Source organism: Winogradskyella thalassocola (assembly GCF_900099995.1).
In the GTDB taxonomy this organism is placed as follows: Bacteria; Bacteroidota; Bacteroidia; order Flavobacteriales; family Flavobacteriaceae; genus Winogradskyella; species Winogradskyella thalassocola.
Genome location: NZ_FNCZ01000001.1, coordinates 875985 through 895424 on the forward strand (window position 1 = coordinate 875985; position 19440 = coordinate 895424).

The 19440-nt window shown below is 33.2% G+C and carries 18 protein-coding genes; 17 read left to right on the top strand and 1 reads right to left on the bottom strand.

The window, feature by feature from the left end:
* Positions 1-3 precede the first annotated feature (3 nt).
* The 10 genes from BLT80_RS03660 (at position 4) to BLT80_RS03705 (ending at position 10218) form a co-directional block, all read left to right on the top strand.
* A complete protein-coding gene (locus tag BLT80_RS03660) occupies positions 4-858 on the top strand; it encodes a tetratricopeptide repeat protein (protein WP_092466220.1) in 855 nt (284 codons plus the stop codon).
* Positions 859-930: 72 nt separating this feature from the next.
* A complete protein-coding gene (locus tag BLT80_RS03665) occupies positions 931-2703 on the top strand; it encodes a BatD family protein (RefSeq protein ID WP_092466221.1) in 1773 nt (590 codons plus the stop codon).
* A 1-nt stretch (position 2704) separates the two neighbouring features.
* On the top strand, positions 2705-3463 hold the full coding sequence (locus tag BLT80_RS03670; RefSeq protein WP_092466222.1) for a tetratricopeptide repeat protein: 759 nt from the start codon (positions 2705-2707) through the stop codon (positions 3461-3463).
* A 48-nt stretch (positions 3464-3511) separates the two neighbouring features.
* Complete coding sequence (locus BLT80_RS03675; protein WP_245710084.1) at positions 3512-3805, top strand: hypothetical protein; 294 nt, start codon at positions 3512-3514, stop codon at positions 3803-3805.
* A gap of 87 nt (positions 3806-3892) precedes the next feature.
* Positions 3893-5485 (top strand): SulP family inorganic anion transporter, encoded by a 1593-nt coding sequence (locus BLT80_RS03680; protein ID WP_092466223.1) that lies wholly within the window; start codon positions 3893-3895, stop codon positions 5483-5485.
* A gap of 5 nt (positions 5486-5490) precedes the next feature.
* A complete protein-coding gene (locus BLT80_RS03685) occupies positions 5491-6282 on the top strand; it encodes a universal stress protein (RefSeq protein ID WP_092466224.1) in 792 nt (263 codons plus the stop codon).
* Positions 6283-6316: 34 nt separating this feature from the next.
* Entirely contained in the window at positions 6317-6943 is a 627-nt protein-coding gene (locus BLT80_RS03690; protein ID WP_092466225.1) for a carbonic anhydrase family protein, read from the top strand.
* A gap of 33 nt (positions 6944-6976) precedes the next feature.
* The gene (locus tag BLT80_RS03695; protein ID WP_245710085.1) at positions 6977-7645 is read left to right on the top strand and encodes a DUF2490 domain-containing protein; all 669 of its coding nucleotides are present in this window, start codon (positions 6977-6979) and stop codon (positions 7643-7645) included.
* 70 nt (positions 7646-7715) lie between these two features.
* Positions 7716-9578 (top strand): SulP family inorganic anion transporter, encoded by a 1863-nt coding sequence (locus tag BLT80_RS03700; protein ID WP_175455542.1) that lies wholly within the window; start codon positions 7716-7718, stop codon positions 9576-9578.
* A gap of 13 nt (positions 9579-9591) precedes the next feature.
* Positions 9592-10218 (top strand): carbonic anhydrase, encoded by a 627-nt coding sequence (locus tag BLT80_RS03705; RefSeq protein ID WP_092466228.1) that lies wholly within the window; start codon positions 9592-9594, stop codon positions 10216-10218.
* Positions 10219-10249: 31 nt separating this feature from the next.
* On the opposite strand, the gene BLT80_RS03710 is transcribed toward BLT80_RS03705, so the two are convergent.
* Positions 10250-10762 carry a CvpA family protein gene (locus BLT80_RS03710; protein ID WP_092466229.1) on the bottom strand — a complete coding sequence of 171 codons (513 nt, stop codon included), beginning with the start codon at positions 10760-10762 and terminating at the stop codon, positions 10250-10252.
* A 247-nt stretch (positions 10763-11009) separates the two neighbouring features.
* Between BLT80_RS03710 and BLT80_RS03715 the strand changes: the two genes are divergently transcribed.
* The 7 genes from BLT80_RS03715 to BLT80_RS03745 all read left to right on the top strand — a co-directional run bounded on the left by BLT80_RS03715 (position 11010) and on the right by BLT80_RS03745 (position 19422).
* Positions 11010-11366, top strand: coding sequence for a hypothetical protein (locus tag BLT80_RS03715; RefSeq protein ID WP_092466874.1), 357 nt, complete (start codon positions 11010-11012; stop codon positions 11364-11366).
* Positions 11367-11436: 70 nt separating this feature from the next.
* Complete coding sequence (gene pheS / locus BLT80_RS03720) at positions 11437-12456, top strand: phenylalanine--tRNA ligase subunit alpha (protein WP_092466230.1); 1020 nt, start codon at positions 11437-11439, stop codon at positions 12454-12456.
* A gap of 131 nt (positions 12457-12587) precedes the next feature.
* Complete coding sequence (locus tag BLT80_RS03725; RefSeq protein WP_092466231.1) at positions 12588-13088, top strand: GbsR/MarR family transcriptional regulator; 501 nt, start codon at positions 12588-12590, stop codon at positions 13086-13088.
* 4 nt (positions 13089-13092) lie between these two features.
* Complete coding sequence (locus BLT80_RS03730) at positions 13093-14232, top strand: efflux RND transporter periplasmic adaptor subunit (protein ID WP_092466232.1); 1140 nt, start codon at positions 13093-13095, stop codon at positions 14230-14232.
* 22 nt (positions 14233-14254) lie between these two features.
* A complete protein-coding gene (locus BLT80_RS03735; protein ID WP_092466233.1) occupies positions 14255-17392 on the top strand; it encodes an efflux RND transporter permease subunit in 3138 nt (1045 codons plus the stop codon).
* A 5-nt stretch (positions 17393-17397) separates the two neighbouring features.
* A complete protein-coding gene (locus tag BLT80_RS03740; protein WP_092466234.1) occupies positions 17398-18816 on the top strand; it encodes an efflux transporter outer membrane subunit in 1419 nt (472 codons plus the stop codon).
* Positions 18817-18828: 12 nt separating this feature from the next.
* Positions 18829-19422, top strand: a complete 594-nt coding sequence (locus BLT80_RS03745; protein WP_092466235.1) for a TetR/AcrR family transcriptional regulator — start codon at positions 18829-18831, stop codon at positions 19420-19422.
* Positions 19423-19440 lie beyond the last annotated feature (18 nt).

Sequence of the window (19440 nt, forward strand, 5' to 3'; positions counted from 1 at the left end):
CATATGAAATTTTATATACTACTTATTACAGTTTTAGTTGGCAGTTTTGGCTTTTCCCAAGACCTAAGTAAGGAACAACTAAAAGCTGATAAAAATGCCACTAATTTGGTTTATAAAGCTAATGAATTGGTTAGTGAAGATAACTATGTAGAAGCCGAAATGGAATACAGAAAAGCCATTTCAGAAGCTCCAAACAAAGCTACAGGAGCTTATAATTTAGCACATTCTTATTATAAAAAAGGAAGTTTTGACGAGGCATTATTTAGAAGTCAAGAAGCGGCAAATAATGCCACGACTAAAGACGAAAAACACAGAGCATTTCATAATATTGGTAATATCTTAATGCAGAATAAGCAATGTAAGCAAGCTGTTGAAGCTTATAAAAATGCATTAAGAAACAATCCACTTGATGAAGAATCGCGTTATAATTTTGCCTTAGCAAAAGAATGTGCCGATCAGCAAAAAGATGATGGTGGAGGTGAAGATGATAAAAAGGACGAGAACAAAGACGACGAACAGAATAAAGAAGACGAGCAAAAGAAAGACGACGACAACAAAGACGATAAAGATAAGAAGGACGACCAGGATAAGAAAGATGAAGGAGATAAAGACAAAAAAGATGGCGATAAGGATAAGGATGAAGACGGTAAACCAAAAGACGATAAAAAGGATGATGGAAAAGGAAAGGAAGATAACAAGGATAATAATCAGCAGCCTAAACCAAAGCCAGGACAAATGTCTCCTCAGCAGATAAAGAATATTTTGGAAGCCATGCAAAATCAAGAACAAAAGGTTCAAGAAAAAATGAATGCTGAAAAGCAAAAAGGTGCAAAGGTTAAGACTGATAAGGATTGGTAATGTCAGTTAAGAGTATTCAGTCGCAGTATGCAGTCTCTCACTAAATGCGGTAAAAGTGTTTTAAAAAATTAAATGAAATCAATTAAAAACTTAGTAATAGTATTCTTAGTACTTGCTACAAGTATGGCTTCAGCACAGGTTAAATTTGAAGCCAAAGTCAGCAAGAATAAATTAGGTGTTAACGAGCGTTTGCGTATCGATTTTGAGATGAATAAGGATGGAGACAATTTTGTGCCACCTAGTTTTTCAGATTTTGATGTCGTTGGTGGTCCAAATACCTCAGTGAGTAATTATTCTAGAAACGGAAAAAGGTCATTCTCTAAAACCTATAGCTATTTTTTAGCACCTAAAAAGCAAGGTAGTTTTACTATTAAGCAAGCCACCATTGAGATAGATGGGGAGACTTATAAAACATTTCCTATAACGGTTAATATTACTGCTGCGGTGAGCGCTCCAAACGGAAATGCCGCCGCCTCAGATGTTGCTGCAGAAAAGATTCATTTAGTCGCTGAGGTTTCAAATACGAATCCTTATTTGAACGAAGCCATAACAGTAGTGTACAAATTGTATGTATCCACAGAAATTGGAGTCAGTAGTAATTGGAGAGAAAAGGAAATTCCTAGATTTAATGATTTTTGGAGTCAGAATATAGAAATTAATGGACTTCCTGTTCAAGAAGGAGAATTTAAAGGTGAAAATTACCGTTACGTTGTTCTTAGAAAAACGGTGCTTTATCCTCAAAAAACGGGAGCACTAAAAATTGAGCCTTTAGTGATGGATATTACAGCAGAAGTCCCATCAGAAAAAGTGGATATTTTTGGTAGACGCTTAATGACCAAAATCCCAAAAGAGGTTACGGCTGGTAGTAGGACCATTAATGTTAAACCATTGCCAGAGGAAGGTAAGCCATCAGACTTTAAGGGTGCTGTAGGTAAATTTGATTTTAAAGTTATTACGACTAAAACACAGTTAAATGCCTTGGAATCACTTCAAGCAAAAATAGAAGTTACAGGTAAAGGAAATTTAAAACTGTTTGAATTACCAAAACTCACTGTGCCAAGTTCATTAGAAGTTTACGAGCCAGAGCATCAAGAGAATGTTCGTACCAATATTTACGGTATGCAAGGTAATATTTCAGACACGTATACTATTGTACCTCAGTATAAGGGAAAATATCCTGTCCCGACAATCTCATTTTCATATTTTGATTTAGATACGGAAAGTTATAAGCGCATTACATCATCAGACATAGTTATTGATGTAATAGAAGGTCCTACTGCTGCTAGCAATAATGCTGACAATACGACGACAGACACCAAACAATCCGTTAATCCTACTGCCAACACATTTGCGTTTATAAAGACAAATTCAAATTGGATACCTATAAAATCAGAGCCGTTCTTTAAGTCCACTGGATTTTGGTCATTATTATTACTCCCATTTTTAGCGATTCCATTAGCCATTGTAGTAAGACGTAAAAAGGACGAGCGTGACGCCGATGTACAAGGAAATCGTATTAGAAAAGCAGACCGTTTAGCTAAGAAATATTTAGGAGAAGCTAAAAAAGCGATGGGACAGAAAGAATCGTTTTATTTAGCATTAGAAAAAGCACTTCATAATTACTTAAAAGCAAAATTGAATATTGAGACGAGTGATTTTAATAAAGAAAAAATCGAAAGTCTATTAACAGAACGCCAAGTTGAAGCTGAGGTCGTTTCAGATTTTATTTCAATTTTAGAAAATTGCGAATTGGCACGTTATACGCCAATTACACAAGTGACGATGCAGAATGATTATGATAAGGCAGCAAAGACAATTTCGTTAATAGATAAACAACTGAGATAATATGAGAGCCATTACGTTTTTACTTTTATGTTGTTTTAACCTTATTGGTTTTTCGCAAAACGATCAAACTTTTAGAGACGCCAATACTTTATATAACGACGGAAAATTTGCCGAAGCCATTGATAAATATGAATCGATTTTAAATTCAAAAGAACATTCAGCTGAGCTATATTTCAACTTAGGAAATGCCAATTATAAACTCAATAACATTGCACCTAGCATTTATTATTTTGAAAAAGCATTGCAATTAGCACCTCACGATAAGGATATAGAAAACAATTTGGCATTTGCACAAAACATGACGATTGATGCTATTGATAAAGTTCCGACCGTTGGTTTTTCAAGAATTGTAAATAATATAGTTAACACATTTAATACCGATACTTGGGCTAAGATCGCTGTAGGTGGTGTGCTTTTATTTGTAATTATATTTCTAGCCTATCACTTTTCTTATACCAGTTCAAAAAAACGAATTGCTTTTGTGACTAGTATTGTAAGCTTATTTGTAGCTTGTATTTCTGTAGCTATGGCATTTCAAAAGGCAGATTTAAATAAAAAAAATAATCCGGCAATTGTTTTTGCACAAGAAAGTAGAGTAAAAACAGACCCTAATCCTACGAGTGAAGAAGTGTTTAGATTACACGAAGGCACTAAGGTACAAGTCTTAGAAACCTATGAAGATTGGAACAAAATTCAATTATCTGATAATTCTACCGGTTGGATTCCTTCTAAAGACATCAAATTATTGAAGGTTTTTTAGAACTAATTTAACAGTCTGTTAAAATTGAACATATTATATTTGCCGCTTATGCAAAAAAGCTCCAAATACAGAATAGCTGTTTTTTTAACCATAGTATTTATGGCGCTTATTTCTGCTCCTACAATTATCGCATCTATCGATGACTCAATTGATGTAGCATGTTTTTTTAGTATAACTGAAGAAGAAGAGAACGCACATGCTAAGCTTCTGTTTGATAAAGATCATCAAGATTCAGAATTTATAATTGAAGAACAAGAAGTGGCTCATCTTGAAGGCTATAGATTTAAAAACTATCCTAAGCCACATCTTAATTTAATTTCTCCACCTCCCGATTTTATTTAATATTTTTTCGTTCGACATTTCTTGTCCCCAAAAAAAGTATTAAAACATCTATTGAAATCGATTCAATAGACAAAATCATTATATAAAATGTTTAAAACATTAAAAAACGACTTGCCTGCAAGTGTCGTTGTATTTTTTGTGGCATTACCTCTATGTTTAGGTATTGCTTTAGCCAGTGGAGCACCTCTTTTCTCTGGTTTAATTGCCGGAATTATTGGAGGAGTGGTAGTAGGATCTTTAAGTGGTTCTAAGATTGGAGTTAGTGGGCCTGCGGCAGGTTTAGCTGCTATTGTATTAACTGCAATAGGTACTTTAGGTGGTTATGAAAACTTTTTAGTTGCTGTCGTTTTAGGCGGTATAATTCAATTAATTTTTGGCGTTTTAAAAGCCGGAATTATTGGTTATTATTTCCCTTCTTCTGTGATTAAAGGGATGCTTACCGGTATCGGAATCATCATTATTTTAAAACAAATACCACATTTCTTTGGTTATGATGCAGAACCAGAAGGAGCTGATAGCTTTACGTGGACATCAGACGAAAATACATTTTCAGCGATTTGGAATATTTTTGATAACCTTATCATTGGGTCTATGGTAGTTGGTTTTATAGCATTGGGTATCTTACTGCTATGGAGCAATGTATTAGCCAAAAAAGGAAAGGTTTTCCAAATTATTCAAGGTCCTTTAGTAGCTGTTGTAGTTGGGATTATTTTCTTCGTTGTAACACAGTCTAACGAGACATTTGCTATTGCACAATCACATTTAGTAAGTGTTCCTGTTCCAGATGATTTTGATTCTTTTATTGGACAGTTTAGTTTTCCTAATTTTGCTGTAATCACAAATCCTGAAGTTTGGGTAATTGCTTTTACTATTGCTTTAGTAGCAAGTTTAGAAACGTTGCTTTGTGTAGAGGCAACAGATAAGTTAGATCCAGATAAGAATGTAACCCCTACAAATAGAGAGTTATTAGCACAAGGTGCAGGTAATATTTTATCTGGTTTAATTGGAGGTTTGCCAATTACACAAGTAATTGTAAGAAGTTCTGCCAATATTCAGTCTGGTGGAAAAAGTAAAATGTCGGCAATTATTCATGGATTTTTATTACTAATTTCAGTGATTTTAATCCCTACTTTACTTAATAAAATCCCATTGTCTGTTTTAGCCGCAATTTTATTAATTGTAGGTTATAAATTAGCAAAGCCTGCTTTATTTATGAAAATGTATAAGTTAGGATGGAAACAATCAGTGCCGTTTTTTGTTACTGTTTTTGGTATTGTATTTACGGATTTATTGGTAGGTATTGGCTTAGGTTTAGCTGTAGGAGTAGTAGTTATATTGTTAAAAAGCTACCAAAACTCTCACTTTTTGCATATTGAAGATAAAAGTAACGGAAAACATAAGATTAAAATGGAGCTTGCTGAAGAAGTGACATTTTTTAATAAGGGAGCTATCTTAAAAGAGTTAGATAGTTTACCAAGAGATACTTATTTAGAATTTGATGTCACTAAAACTAGATATTTAGACTATGATATAGTTGAAATACTCGATGATTTTGCCTTTAAAGCGAAAGAAAGAAATATTGATATCCAATTGATTTCAAAAAGAGGTATTGTTGAAAATCCACCAAGTTTTATTGAGTTTTTTCAATTGAGACCTAAGTCTAATATAAGTTTAAGTTAGAAATTATGAAAAATAACAAATATAAAATATTAGTGCTTTCAGATTTAAAGAAATCGACGAGTACAATCATAAAAAGCAGCGTTGGTTTAGCCAAAATGATTGATGGAGAAATATCTTTGTTTCACGTTAAAAAGCATATTGATATTGTAAAAAGAGATAATCAATTTTCTGCAATGAGAACTTTAAATGAAGAGCATAACAATACTAAAAAACAAATTGAAGCTTTAGTTAATGATTTTTCAAAAGCGTACGATGTAAAAGTTAGTGGTAATTATGCTTTTGGAAAAATAAAGGAAGAAATACAAAAACAAATCAAACTTTATAATCCAGATATTATTGTTTTAGGGCAACGTGATTCTAATCCTCTCAAGCTTTTTGGAGATAGTATTACGCGTTTTATATTAAAAAAATTCAAAGGAATTATAATGATTGCTTCAAATGAAAACGCATTAGTACCAAATGAAAAAATGACATTAGGAGTTTTAAATGGTTCTAATAAAATTTTTAGCACCGAATTTTCTAAAGATATCATTACACATACCAAAGCACCATTAAAATCTTTTAGGATTCTCAATAGCCAAGAAGAATCTGATGTTTTAATTTCAAACGAAGGAAAAATGGTAGAGTATGTCTTTGAGCAAAATGACAATGCCATGACAACACTTGCTTCGTATCTGCAAAAAAATAACATTAATTTATTATGCGTAGATAGGGAAAAAGATAGAACAAATGCTGAAACGTCATTAAAAGAAGTCGTAAATAAGTTGAATGTTTCGTTATTAGTTTCTGAAGCATAGTAAACACAATTTTAATAAATAAAAAATTATATATATGAAAGCACATACAAAAGAAACACAGGCAACAATGACACCAAATAAGTCATTACAATATTTAAAAGAGGGAAATCAAAGGTTTCAAGATAACTTAAAAGCCAATCGTAACTTATTAGAACAAGTTAATGACACTAGCGATGGACAGTTTCCATTTGCTACGATTTTAAGTTGTATTGATTCTAGAGTATCAGCAGAATTGGTTTTTGATCAAGGTTTAGGTGATGTTTTTAGCGTTCGTATTGCAGGTAATTTTGTAAACGAAGATATATTAGGAAGCATGGAATTTGCTTGTAAATTAGCAGGAACAAAACTTATTGTTGTACTTGGTCATACAAGTTGTGGTGCTGTAAAAGGGGCTTGCGATCATGCAGAAATGGGTAATTTAACCAAGTTAATAGAAAAAATTACACCAGCAGTAAATGCAGTTTCAGAACCTAAAGATGAAAGCTTACGAACGTCTAAAAATTTAGATTTTGTTGACGAAGTATCTAAGAAAAACGTAGAATTAACAATTGATAGAATTCATGCAGAAAGTCCAATTTTAACAGAGATGGAAAAAAGTGGTGAGATTAAGATTGTTGGAGCAATGTACGACATCAATACAGGTGCTGTTGAGTTTTATTAATAAAAAGACAACCCATTGATGAGTCAAATTAAAATGAAAAAGAAAAGCAAAATAGCAACACTAATTATGGCATTAGTGTTGCCGTTTTTTGCTATGAGTCAAGATAGTGATCTAGGAAATTGGTTAATATACATAGGTAACAAAAAACTGAATTCTAAATGGAATATTCATAATGAGGTTCAGTATAGGAATTACAATGCTGTAGGCGATTTAGAGCAATTACTTTTAAGAACTGGAATTGGTTATAATTTATCTGAAAATAATAACAATATTTTATTAGGTTATGGTTATATTTTGTCCGAAAATTATATTGGTGATACGGACGACAAAGTTTCTGTAAATGAACACCGTATTTTTCAACAGTTTACAACCAAACAGAACCTCGGTAAAGTAGTTTTAAGCCATCGCTATCGTTTTGAACAACGATTTGTAGAAGACGATTTTAAAATGCGTTTCAGATATTTTTTAGGAATTAAAGTTCCGCTTCAATATAAAGAAGATGCTAAAAACCCACTCTATCTTTCACTGTATAACGAAATATTTTTAAATACTAAATCTTCTATTTTTGATAGAAATAGGGTGTTTGGAGGCTTGGGCTATAAATTTTCGGATAGTTTGAGGGTGGAATTGGGTTATATGAACCAATTTTTTGAAAACTCAGGAAGAGATCAAATTAATATTATAGCATTTGTGAATTTATAACAAATCTTTATCTAAGTGCTTTTCTTTTATTAAAAATTAAAGTATTTTAATACTTAACGAATACGATACTATGAAGAATTTATTTTCAAATATTAAAGGTGATGCATTTGGTGGCATTACCGCAGGAATTGTTGCTTTACCATTGGCTTTAGCATTTGGAGTTTCTTCAGGTTTAGGCCCAGAAGCTGGGCTTTACGGAGCTATTTTTATTAGTTTCTTTGCCGCACTTTTTGGTGGAACTGCCACTCAGATTTCGGGTCCAACAGCACCAATGACTGCTGTAAGTATGGTAATTATTGCAGGTATTGTAGCAGCTAACGATGGTAGTGTAGAAAAAGCGTTACCAGCTATACTAACCGTATTTCTATTGGCTGGTCTTATACAAATTGGACTTGGTTTTTTAGGTTTAGGTAAATATATAAGATATATTCCTTATCCTGTAGTTTCTGGTTTTATGACTGCGATAGGAGTTATAATTTTACTAACACAAATTTTACCTTCAATTGGTTACTACCCTAAAGAAGATTCAGAGTTTGTAGAACAATTTAAGCCACAAGCTGAAGAAGTTATTCTTGAAAACATTTTAAAAGACGAAGCTGGTGAAGGTATTTTAGTACTAGAAAATTTTAAAGAAACTATAGATCGTGCGGACCAAATTACACCAGAACAGATTTTAAATGAATCTCAAACTTTAGCAGCCAAAGAAGCTTCTGGTACAGTAGGAGCCATTAAAGTATTGCCAAGAGCGTTAAAAAACATTAATTGGTTAGAGCTCATTTTAGCTTTAGGAACCATATTTATAATTTATGGTTTTAAGCGTATAACAACAGCGATACCGAGTACATTAGTAGCCCTTATTGTAATGTCGGGAATTGCTTATGGGTTTAATTTAGGTTATCGACCTATTTCAGAAATTCCAGGAGGTATACCTGTCCCAAGATTAGAAATGTTTACTAGTTTTAGCTTAGGAAGTATTACACCATACATATTTACAGCTCTTACTTTATCCTTATTAGGAGCAATAGATTCTTTATTAACAAGTGTAGTTGCAGATAATATGACTAAAACGAAACACAAACCTAATAAGGAGTTAATTGGTCAAGGAATTGGTAATAGTATAGCTGCACTTTTTGGAGGTATTCCAGGTGCTGGAGCTACGATTAGAACCGTTGTAAATATTAATGCAGGAGGAAAAACCAAGTTGTCTGGTATGATTGCAGGTGTAATGTTATTGTTAATAATGTTAGCATTAAGTGATGTTGCGTCAAAAATTCCAGCTGCAGTTTTAGCCGGAATTTTAATTACAGTTGGTATAGGTGTTATGGATTATAAAGGACTTAAGGCAATACCAAGTTTACCTAGAGACATCAAATTAGGGCCTTTAAAATTAAGTTCTGAAGTTTTAATAATGATTGTAGTGTTACTTTTATCTACATTCTGGGATTTAATTTATGCTGTCGGCATTGGTTTAGTCATTGCATCATTAATGTTTATGAAAAAAATAGGAGATTTAACAGCAGAACGCTCTGATGTAAAATCTTTAAAGGAAGAAGCTTGGGACGATGAAGGTAACTTTCCAGAAAACTTAAAAGAAGAAGTGTTTATAAAACATCTCAAAGGGCCTTTATTCTTTGGGTCAACTAGTGATTTTCAAGCACTAACTGAACAGATTCCAATAACAGCAAAAACTGTTATTCTGAGGTTAGGTCGTATGCAGTATATGGACCAAACTGGTCTTTATGCCATGGAAGATATGCTTCAAGATTTAAAAAAGAAGGATGTAGAAGTTTTATTTGTTGGGTTGCTCAAGCAGCCACGTTACATGATGGAGCGTATTGATATTATTCCAGATTTTATTCCGAATGAGCATATTTTTAAAGATTTCAAATCCTGTATAAAATGGGTGAAAAACAACGTCGAAAATAAGTACTAAAAAATGTACAATTATGAATTTGGATAGCGTATTTATAAATAACGAGAAGTGGATTAAAGAGAAACTTGCCGTTGATTCTAATTATTTTGAAAACTTAGGGAAAGGACAGAAGCCAGAATTATTATACATAGGATGTTCCGATAGTAGAGTAACTGCAGAAGATCTTATGGGTCTTGGTCCAGGTGAAGTTTTTGTACATAGAAATATCGCTAATATGGTCGTTGGTACAGATGCAAATGGCATGTCGGTTGTAAATTATGCGGTAACACATCTAAAGGTGAATCACGTTGTCGTTTGTGGACATTATGCTTGTGGTGGAGTTAAAGCAGCCATGCAATCGGCAGACTTGGGCGTATTAAACGGTTGGTTAAGAAATATTAGAGACGTCTATAGAATGCACCATGATGAATTGAATGCCATAGAATGTGAAGAAAAAAAGTACGATCGCCTTGTAGAGCTCAATGTTAAAGAGCAATGCGTTAATTTAATTAAAACTGCAGCCGTACAAAAAGCTTATAGAGAGAGAGAATTGAAAGTACATGGTTGGGTGTTTGATGTACATACGGGAAAACTAATAGATTTAAAAATAGATTTCGAAAAATATCTCAAAGATATTATGGAGATTTACCATTTAGATTAAAATCAAAGGTCATTCGAAAGAACGACTTTTTTTATGCGTTCTCTTCAGCGTTTTCTTCAGTTTCACTTTTAATGATAGATGGAAAAATTATAGGAGCTAAAGACTTCACAGGCTTATAAAGCATGCTTTTTTCTAAATCTTCTTTTTCCATAAAGGGTAAAGTATTATTCATTTTATGAAACACACCTAATAGTACACTAAGAATTAACCCAATTTTAAGCGCACCAAAAACACCACCTGCAAGTTTATTAATGATCCCTAAAGCTGCAAAATCTGCAAGCTTGGTTAATGCTTTTCCTGCTAAGCCAATGGCTAAAACAATCACCACAAATGTGATGGCAAAAGCGACGATATTAATGGTTTTTTCATTCCAATCTACTTTAGGTTCTAAAAATCCTGCGGCAAAACCACTAAAATGAATAGCTCCCCAAACACCTAAAACTAAAGCTAATAAAGAGGCAACTTCAACAAAAAGACCTTTAAATAAGCCGCGTATAAATCCGAACAACAAAAGGGCAGCTAAAATGATATCAATAATACTCATACAACTAGTGGTTTAGACAAAAGTACGTGATTTTTTTAAGTTCAAATTTTAGAGAATCACTTTATTTAAACTTTGGGCTAATAAGCTAAACTTTACTTTTTTTCTGATTTATAAATAATAACGCATTTCAACCTACTTTAGTTTATTAACTTTGAAGCCTTATAAGGAGTTGAACTTGAAGGAGAACTCTTCAACTTAAAACTTTGAATTATTAATTAAAGAAATTCCCGTTTTACGGGAAATGAACATGGCAAGAGACGAACAATTAAAAGAACGATGGGAATTGGTGGTAGAGAAACTCTCAAACCAATTTGCTGATGGAGATAGATTAGATCTCGATTCTATAATATACCTTATTGGCGTACAAGAACTTGGTCAGATTCATCGTGAGTATAAAAAAGATCATAAACTCGATTTGATGCATATAGCCATTTGTAAGGTTTTAACGCCTTATGGGTTTTATGAATTTGATTATGTAGATGACGAAGGTTGGCCACATTATAAAGTGTTAGCCCAATTACCACATCTAAAAGCTGGTGAGCAAAGTGTACTGATGAAAGAAGCAATCGTCAATTATTTTGTAGAAACTGAATATATCAAATAGCTTAGACGCTATACAGCTACCATAACTCGCAAAAAAAAACTAAATTTGCACTCGTTTTTGAATAGAACTCATGATAGATAAGATAAAAGAACTCATAGCAGAGGCAGAAGCTTTTAAAGCACAATCTAAAGAAGAAGTTGAAGCCTTTAGAATTAAATATTTAGGTTCAAAAGGCCACTTAAAGGCATTTTATGGCGAATTAAAAAATGTAGCGAACGATCAGAAACGAGAATTCGGGCAAATCATTAATGAGCTTAAAAATACAGCTGAAGCCAAAGTAAATCACTTAAAAGAGGCTTTAGAAAGTCAGGAAGAAGACAAAGGTATTTACGGAGATTTGTCAAGACCAGGGGAACCAATTGCTATTGGTGCGCGTCATCCGATTTCTATTGTAAAGAATGAAATTATCGATATCTTTTCGCGTATCGGATTTAATGTGAGTGAAGGTCCTGAAATCGAAGACGATTGGCATAACTTTACAGCATTAAACTTGCCAGAGTACCATCCAGCAAGAGATATGCAGGATACGTTCTTTATTCAAACAGATCCCGATATTTTATTACGTACACATACCAGTTCGGTACAAGTGCGTTATATGGAAAATAATCAACCTCCAATTCGTACGATTTCACCAGGAAGAGTATATAGAAATGAAGCCATTTCGGCACGTTCACATTGTTTTTTCCATCAAGTGGAAGGCTTATACATTGATAAAGATGTGAGTTTTGCGGATTTAAAGCAAACACTTCAATATTTTACGACTGAAATGTTCGGAAAATCGAAGATTAGATTACGTCCATCATACTTTCCATTTACAGAACCAAGTGCTGAGGTTGATGTGTATTGGGGTTTAGAAACAGAAACCGATTATAAAATCACCAAAGGTACCGGTTGGTTAGAAATTATGGGTTGTGGTATGGTAGATCCTAATGTATTAGAAAATTGTGGTATTGATTCTAAGCAATATTCAGGTTTTGCTTTCGGAATGGGAATCGATCGTATTGCCATGTTGCTAAACCAAATTAGCGATATTAGATTGTTAAGTGAGAATGATGTTAGATTTTTAGAGCAGTTTAAATCTGCCTTATAAACATCAACAATATATATTTTAAAGCCGACTGATTTCAGTCGGCTTTTTTATTTAACAATAAATTAACTTCGTTTAGTTCGGTTTGTTCCGAACCAATTATATATTTGCTCTATAATTTTTAAAGTTTAAGTATGACTAAAGAAATCTGTAACAAAAAAATGGAGCTTGTAGAAAGACTAGGAGTTCATTTAGAAAGTAAAGATAGTTTAGCACCTGTTGCAGCACGTATAATGGCTTACGTGATCTTAACAGGAAAACGAGGTGCAACTTTTGATGAAATGGTAGAGGTATTATGCGCAAGTAAAAGTACCATTTCTACCCATTTAAACCATTTACAAGACTTAAAAAAAATAGAATACTTCACCAAAACGGGAGACCGCAAAAAGTATTTTGTCATTAATAAAGATTCGGTATTAAATCATATTGATAATATGATTGAAGAATGGGAAACTGTTGAGGTACTGCATCTTGAAATGAAAGCTTATAAAGAAGCCATAAACAAACATATTACAGACGAAGATGAGAAATTCGATCTAACATTTCATAACAATTATCTCAAATTTATTTCAAGTGCTTCAGCATCAATGAAAGAACTAAAAGAAAACCTAATTAAAAATAAATTCAACCTTTAAAATAATGAAAATAAATAAAATAATTTCAATATTATCAATAGCTAGTATTTTTCTAGTTGTGATTAGCTGTGATAATAATGAGAAAGCGCAAGAAGCTTCAGCACAACAGCAACAAGTTTTACCTTTTCCTGTAACACAATTACAAACAAAAACCGTAACAGGTTATACTGAGTATCCTACAACAATTGAAGGTAAAGTAAACAGTGATGTTAGAGCAAAAACCTCTGGATATATAGAAAAAGTTTACGTAGACGAAGGGCAAAAAGTACGTAAAGGACAAGCTTTATTTAAATTAGAAACTCAGTCTTTAAGTCAAGATGCTGGTGCAGCAAAAGCTCGCGTTAATGTGGCACAAGTAGAAGTTGATAAATTGATTCCACTTGTAGAGAAGAACATTATTAGCCCAGTACAATTAGAAACAGCAAAAGCGAATTTAGCACAGGCTAAAGCTAATTATAGTGGTGTAACTGCAAATATTGGATATGCTACCATAAAAAGTCCAATAGATGGTTTTGTAGGAGCCATTAATTTTAGAGAAGGTGCTTTAATTAGTCCTAGTGATGCAACACCATTAACAACTGTTAGCCAAATAGATGAAGTATATGCCTTTTTCAGTTTTAACGAAGCACAGTATATAGATCATTTACAACGCTCTGAAGGTCAAAACAAAGCAGAGCGTATTAAAAATTCGCCAGACCTAACTTTAGTTTTAGCTAATGGAAAGGAATATTCTGAAAAAGGACGTATTCAAACGAGTACTGGTCAGATTAACCAAAACACAGGTACCATTCAAATTAGAGCTGCTTTTGATAATCCAAACGAAATTTTAACAAACGGAAACAGTGGTAAAATTAAATTTCCAATAGAGTATAAAGACGCTATGGTAGTACCACAAACTGCAACTTTTGAGCAGCAAGGTAATATTATGATTTTTAAATTAGGAGCAGACAATAAAGTGGAAACTTCAATTTTAAAAGTTAAAGGTACAGTAGATAATTTATATGTTGTTGAGTCTGGTTTAGAACCTACCGACAAGATTGTAATTTCTGGTATTGGAAAATTAAAAAGCGGTATGGCAATTGCGCCTCAAGACACCTCTTTTGAGGAAGCTATTAAACCAGTTGCAACATTATTTAGAAATTAGATAACCACCAAACATATTAATCATGTTAAAAACATTTATTGAAAGACCAGTACTTTCAACAGTAATCTCTATTATCATAGTTATGCTAGGTGTTATTAGTATAACTACCTTACCAATAGAGGAATATCCAGATATTGCACCACCAACAATTAAAGTAACTGCAAATTATACAGGAGCCAATGCAGAAACCGTTTTAGAGAGTGTAATTGTACCAATTGAAGAGCAAATTAATGGTGTAGAAGGAATGACGTATATTACGTCTACAGCATCAAATACAGGTACAGCCGAAATTACAGTTTATTTTGATCAAGAAACAGATGCAGATATTGCAGCTGTAAACGTTCAAAACCGTGTAGCTAGAGCGACACCATTACTACCTTCAGAAGTAACTCAAACAGGAGTTGTAACACAAAAGCAAGAAACTAGTGCTTTGATGTTTATCTCTATGTATTCTGAAAACGAAGATTACGACGCTACTTTTATTCAGAATTACTTAAAAATTAATGTAATTCCTGCTGTACAGCGTATTAATGGTGTTGGAGACGTTAGTGTTTTTTCGCAACAAGATTACGCGATGCGTATTTGGTTAAATCCAGAAAAATTAGCGTCTTATAACTTAATACCTTCTGATGTTTCTGCAGCTTTAGCTGAACAAAACTTAGAAGCAGCTGCTGGTTCTTTAGGACAAAATAATGGCGAATCTTTTTCATATACTTTAACGTATAGTGGTCGTTTTAAAGATGAAGCACAATACAGCAACATTGTCATTAAAGCTTTAGGGAATGGCGAATTTTTAAGATTGAAAGATATTGCAACAATCGAGTTAGATGCGCAATCCTATGCATCTAATGCTATGACTTTAGGAAAGCCTGCAGTTTTTATGGGGATTTTTCAGACCAAAGGGTCTAATGCTCAAGAAATTATAGAAAATATTAAAACAACTTTTCAATCTATAGAGAAAGACCTTCCTGAAGGATTACATATTTCAATACCGTATGATACAAGTTTATTTTTAAATGCGTCTATCGAAAAAGTAATAAGCACCTTAATAGAAGCTTTTCTACTGGTATTTTTAGTGGTATTTATATTTCTTCAAGATTTTAGATCTACATTAATTCCTGCAATAGCAGTACCTGTATCTATTATCGGTACGTTCTTTTTCTTGAATGTTTTTGGGTACTCTATTAACTTATTGACGCTATTTGCGCTAGTACTTGCCATTGGTATTGTGGTAGATGATGCCATTGTAGTTGTAGAAGCGGTTCATGCTGAAATGGATGAAGGCGAACACAATCCTAAAAAGGCAACTTTAATTGCCATGAATGAAATATCTGGTGCCATCATATCTATTACTTTAGTAATGGCAGCTGTATTTATTCCTGTAACCTTTGTAACAGGTCCAACAGGTGTGTTTTACGAGCAGTTTGGTGTGACTTTAATTATTGCTATTCTTATTTCTGCAGTCAACGCCTTAACATTAAGTCCGGCATTATGTGCATTGTTATTAAAAACACATGAAGATGATGAAGAGCTTAAAGGTAAAGGACCATTAAAACGTTTTTACGCTTTATTTAATCGTGGTTTTAATGCAACTATTGATAGATACGGAAAATCACTTCAATTACTATACAAAAGAAAATGGATTTCTGGTTTACTATTAGTATTAGCCATAATTGGTATTTTTTATGCAGCCAAAACAACACCTACAGGTTTTGTGCCAAATGAAGATAGAGGAATTATTTTCGCAAATATAGAATTACCAGCAGGAGCTTCTTTAGATAGAACAAATGCAGTAGCTAATGAGTTGTATGAAAAAACAAAAGATTTATCTGGTGTTACTGGAGTTTCATTTATTAAAGGTAGTAGCTTATTAAGTGGTGCTGGTAGTAATTTTGGAATTGGATTTTTTGAATTAGAAGATTGGGACCAACGGAAAGACCCATCATTAGCATCTCAAGCCATTATTGGGAAATTGTTTGGTATTGCGTCTACCATACCAGAAGCAAATATTATTTTCTTTGCGCCACCAAGTATTCGTGGTTTTGGTAACTCATCTGGTTTTGAAGTTAATTTATTAGATAAATTTGGAGGAGAGTTTACAGACTTAGATAAAGCCAATAAAGAATTTTCTATGGCTTTAATGAAACATCCTGAAATTCAATATGCAACATCAGCTTTTAACACCAATTATCCGCAGTATGAGATGGAAGTTAATGTGCCTTTAGCAAAAGAAAAAGGAGTTCCAATTAACAGTATTTTTTCAACATTACAAGGATATATTGGAGGTGTATACGCTTCAGATTTTTCTAAATATGGCAAACAATTTAGAGTATACATCCAAGCATTACCAGAGGATAGAGCAGATGAAAGTGCCTTAAATAGTATGTATGTGAGAACAGATTCTGGTGAAATGACACCAATTACACAGTTTGTTAATTTAAAACGAGTGTATGGTCCACAATCAGTAACGCGATTCAATTTATTTAATTCAACCGCAATAACAGGAGCAACAAATGATGGGTTTAGTACAGGTGATGCCATTAGAGTTATTGAAGAGGAAGTCACAAAATTACCAAGTAATTATACGGTTGCTTATTCTGGATTAACACGAGAAGAAGTCAATGCTGGAAACCAAACCACCTTCATATTTATATTAAGTATACTGTTTGTGTATTTTTTATTAAGTGCACAATATGAAAGTTACTTACTGCCATTTGCCGTAATATTATCGTTACCATTTGGTGTTTTTGGAGCGTATATAAGTACAAAGTTATTTGGATTAGAAAACAATATTTATTTCCAAATCGCCTTGATTATGCTAATCGGGTTACTAGCTAAAAATGCCATTCTTATTGTAGAGTTTGCCCTGCAAAGACGAAAGAATGGTGAGACTATTGTAGAAGCTGCTATCCATGGAGCGATGGCACGTTTACGACCTATTTTAATGACGTCTTTCGCCTTTATTTTGGGATTAATGCCATTGGTATTGGCCAAAGGAGTTGGTGCAGAAGGTAACAATTCAATTGGAACAGGAGCCGCAGGTGGTATGCTTATAGGAACCATTTTAGGAGTCTTCGTAATTCCAATTCTGTTTATTTTATTTCAGTGGTTACAAGAAAAAGTTTCAAGTAAACCCGCAGTACAAACTATTGAAAATTAAGAACTATGACATCAATTATAAAACATAGAAATTTTAGCAAAGGAGCTTTATTATTAATCCTTGCGTTAACATTACAAAGCTGTTTTGTGGCTCAAGATTATGTGAGACCCGATATAGAAGCGGAAACCGAAGCACTTTACAGAACAGATAATTTATCAACAGACAGTGTATCCATTGCAGATGTATCTTGGAAAACATTATTTACTGATCAATACCTGCAGCAATACATAGAAGAAGGTCTTCAGAATAATATGGACGTGCGTATGGCATTGCAACAAATATTAGCTGCTGAAGCGTATGCGAAACAAGGTAAAGCGGGTTATTTACCTAGTGTTAGTGTTGGTGCAAATGCAACACATCAAGAATTGTCAGAAAACAGTCAGTTTGGATCATTGTTTAGCGGAGGAATAGATACTTATGACATTACTGCTAACCTCTCTTGGGAAGCCGATATTTGGGGTAAAATAAGAAGTAATAAAAGAGCAACGCAAGCAGGTTATTTGCAAAGTGTAGCTGGTCATCAAGTTGTGAAAACACAATTGATTTCTAGTATAGCGAACACGTATTACAACTTATTAGCTTTAGATGCACAATTAGAAATAACAAAGCAAACTATTGCCACAAGAGAAAGTGGAGTTGAAACTATAAAAGCGTTAAAGGACGCAGGCCAAGTAACACAGGTTGCTGTTGACCAAAATATAGCGCAATACAATAGTGCAAGAGCATTACAGGTAGATATTGAAACGGCTATATTTAAAACCGAGAATACCTTAAGCATTTTATTAGGTAAATCAGGGCAGAATTTTGAAAGAAGTAGTTTAGACATTCAAAACATTGAACAAGACATTGTATTAGGAGTACCAGCAACCTTGTTGAGAAACAGGCCAGATGTAATGTCTGCTGAGTATGGGTTAATTCAATCTTTCGAACTCACTAATGTGGCTAAGGGTAACTTTTATCCCTCTTTAAAATTAACGGCTTCAGGAGGATTTCAAAGCTTAGAATTGGATAAATTATTAAATGCAAATTCTTTATTTGCGACTGTGGTTGGTGGATTAACACAACCGCTTTTTAATCAAAGGAAATTAAAAACGCAAAGAGAAGTGGCGATTGCACAACAAGAACAGGCGTTGCTTCAGTTTAAAAAGACCTTGTTAGTTGCCGGTAATGAAGTCTCAAATGCCTTGTTTTCTTATGAAGCAGAAACCAAAAAATTCGAATTCAGAAAAAACGAAGTCGAAGCTTTGCGCACTGCTGAAGCCAATTCAGAAGAATTACTTAAAAATGGTTACGCTAACTATTTAGATTTATTAACAGCAAGACAAAGTGCCTTGAGTGCAGAGCTTAATATTATAGATAGCCAATTGCAACAATTAGTATCTATTGTAGATTTATACGAAGCACTTGGTGGTGGTTGGAGATAAGATAATTTAAACATGATTACTAAAGCGGCATTGTTAAAATGTTCTATTGAACAGTTTACCCAATTTGGGAGTAAGCATGTCACTTTAGATGATTTAGCAAATGAGCTTGGCATATCAAAAAAAACAATTTATTCATTTTTTAAAAATAAAGAAGACCTCGTCACTAGCAGTGTAGAAAGTCTTATAAATGAATATAAGGAAGATATAAATAGGGTGATTAATAGTAAAGGTAAAGACCCTATTTTGAGTGTTATAATAATTTACCAGAGAGGGTTTGAGTATTTAAAATACTTTAAGCCCTCTTTTCTTTTTGGTATCGAAAAGTATTACCCCAAAGCAAATAAGCTATATACTGATTTTATTGAAGAATTAGGGAATAGTATTGTTTTAGACTTATTAAAAAAAGGTAAAGAACGAGGTGATATTAGAAAAGATGTTAATGTAGAATTAGTAGTGAAAATCTATTTTTTTAGAATTGATAATCTAGTGTTTAAAAAGAATAATTTATTTGAGTCCTATTCAGAGCAAGAGCTCTTTAAGCATTTGGTGATTTATAACCTGCAAGGGATAATAAGTAGTGATTATTCTAATTCTTATTTTGAGTAGAATATTTACTTTTGCAAT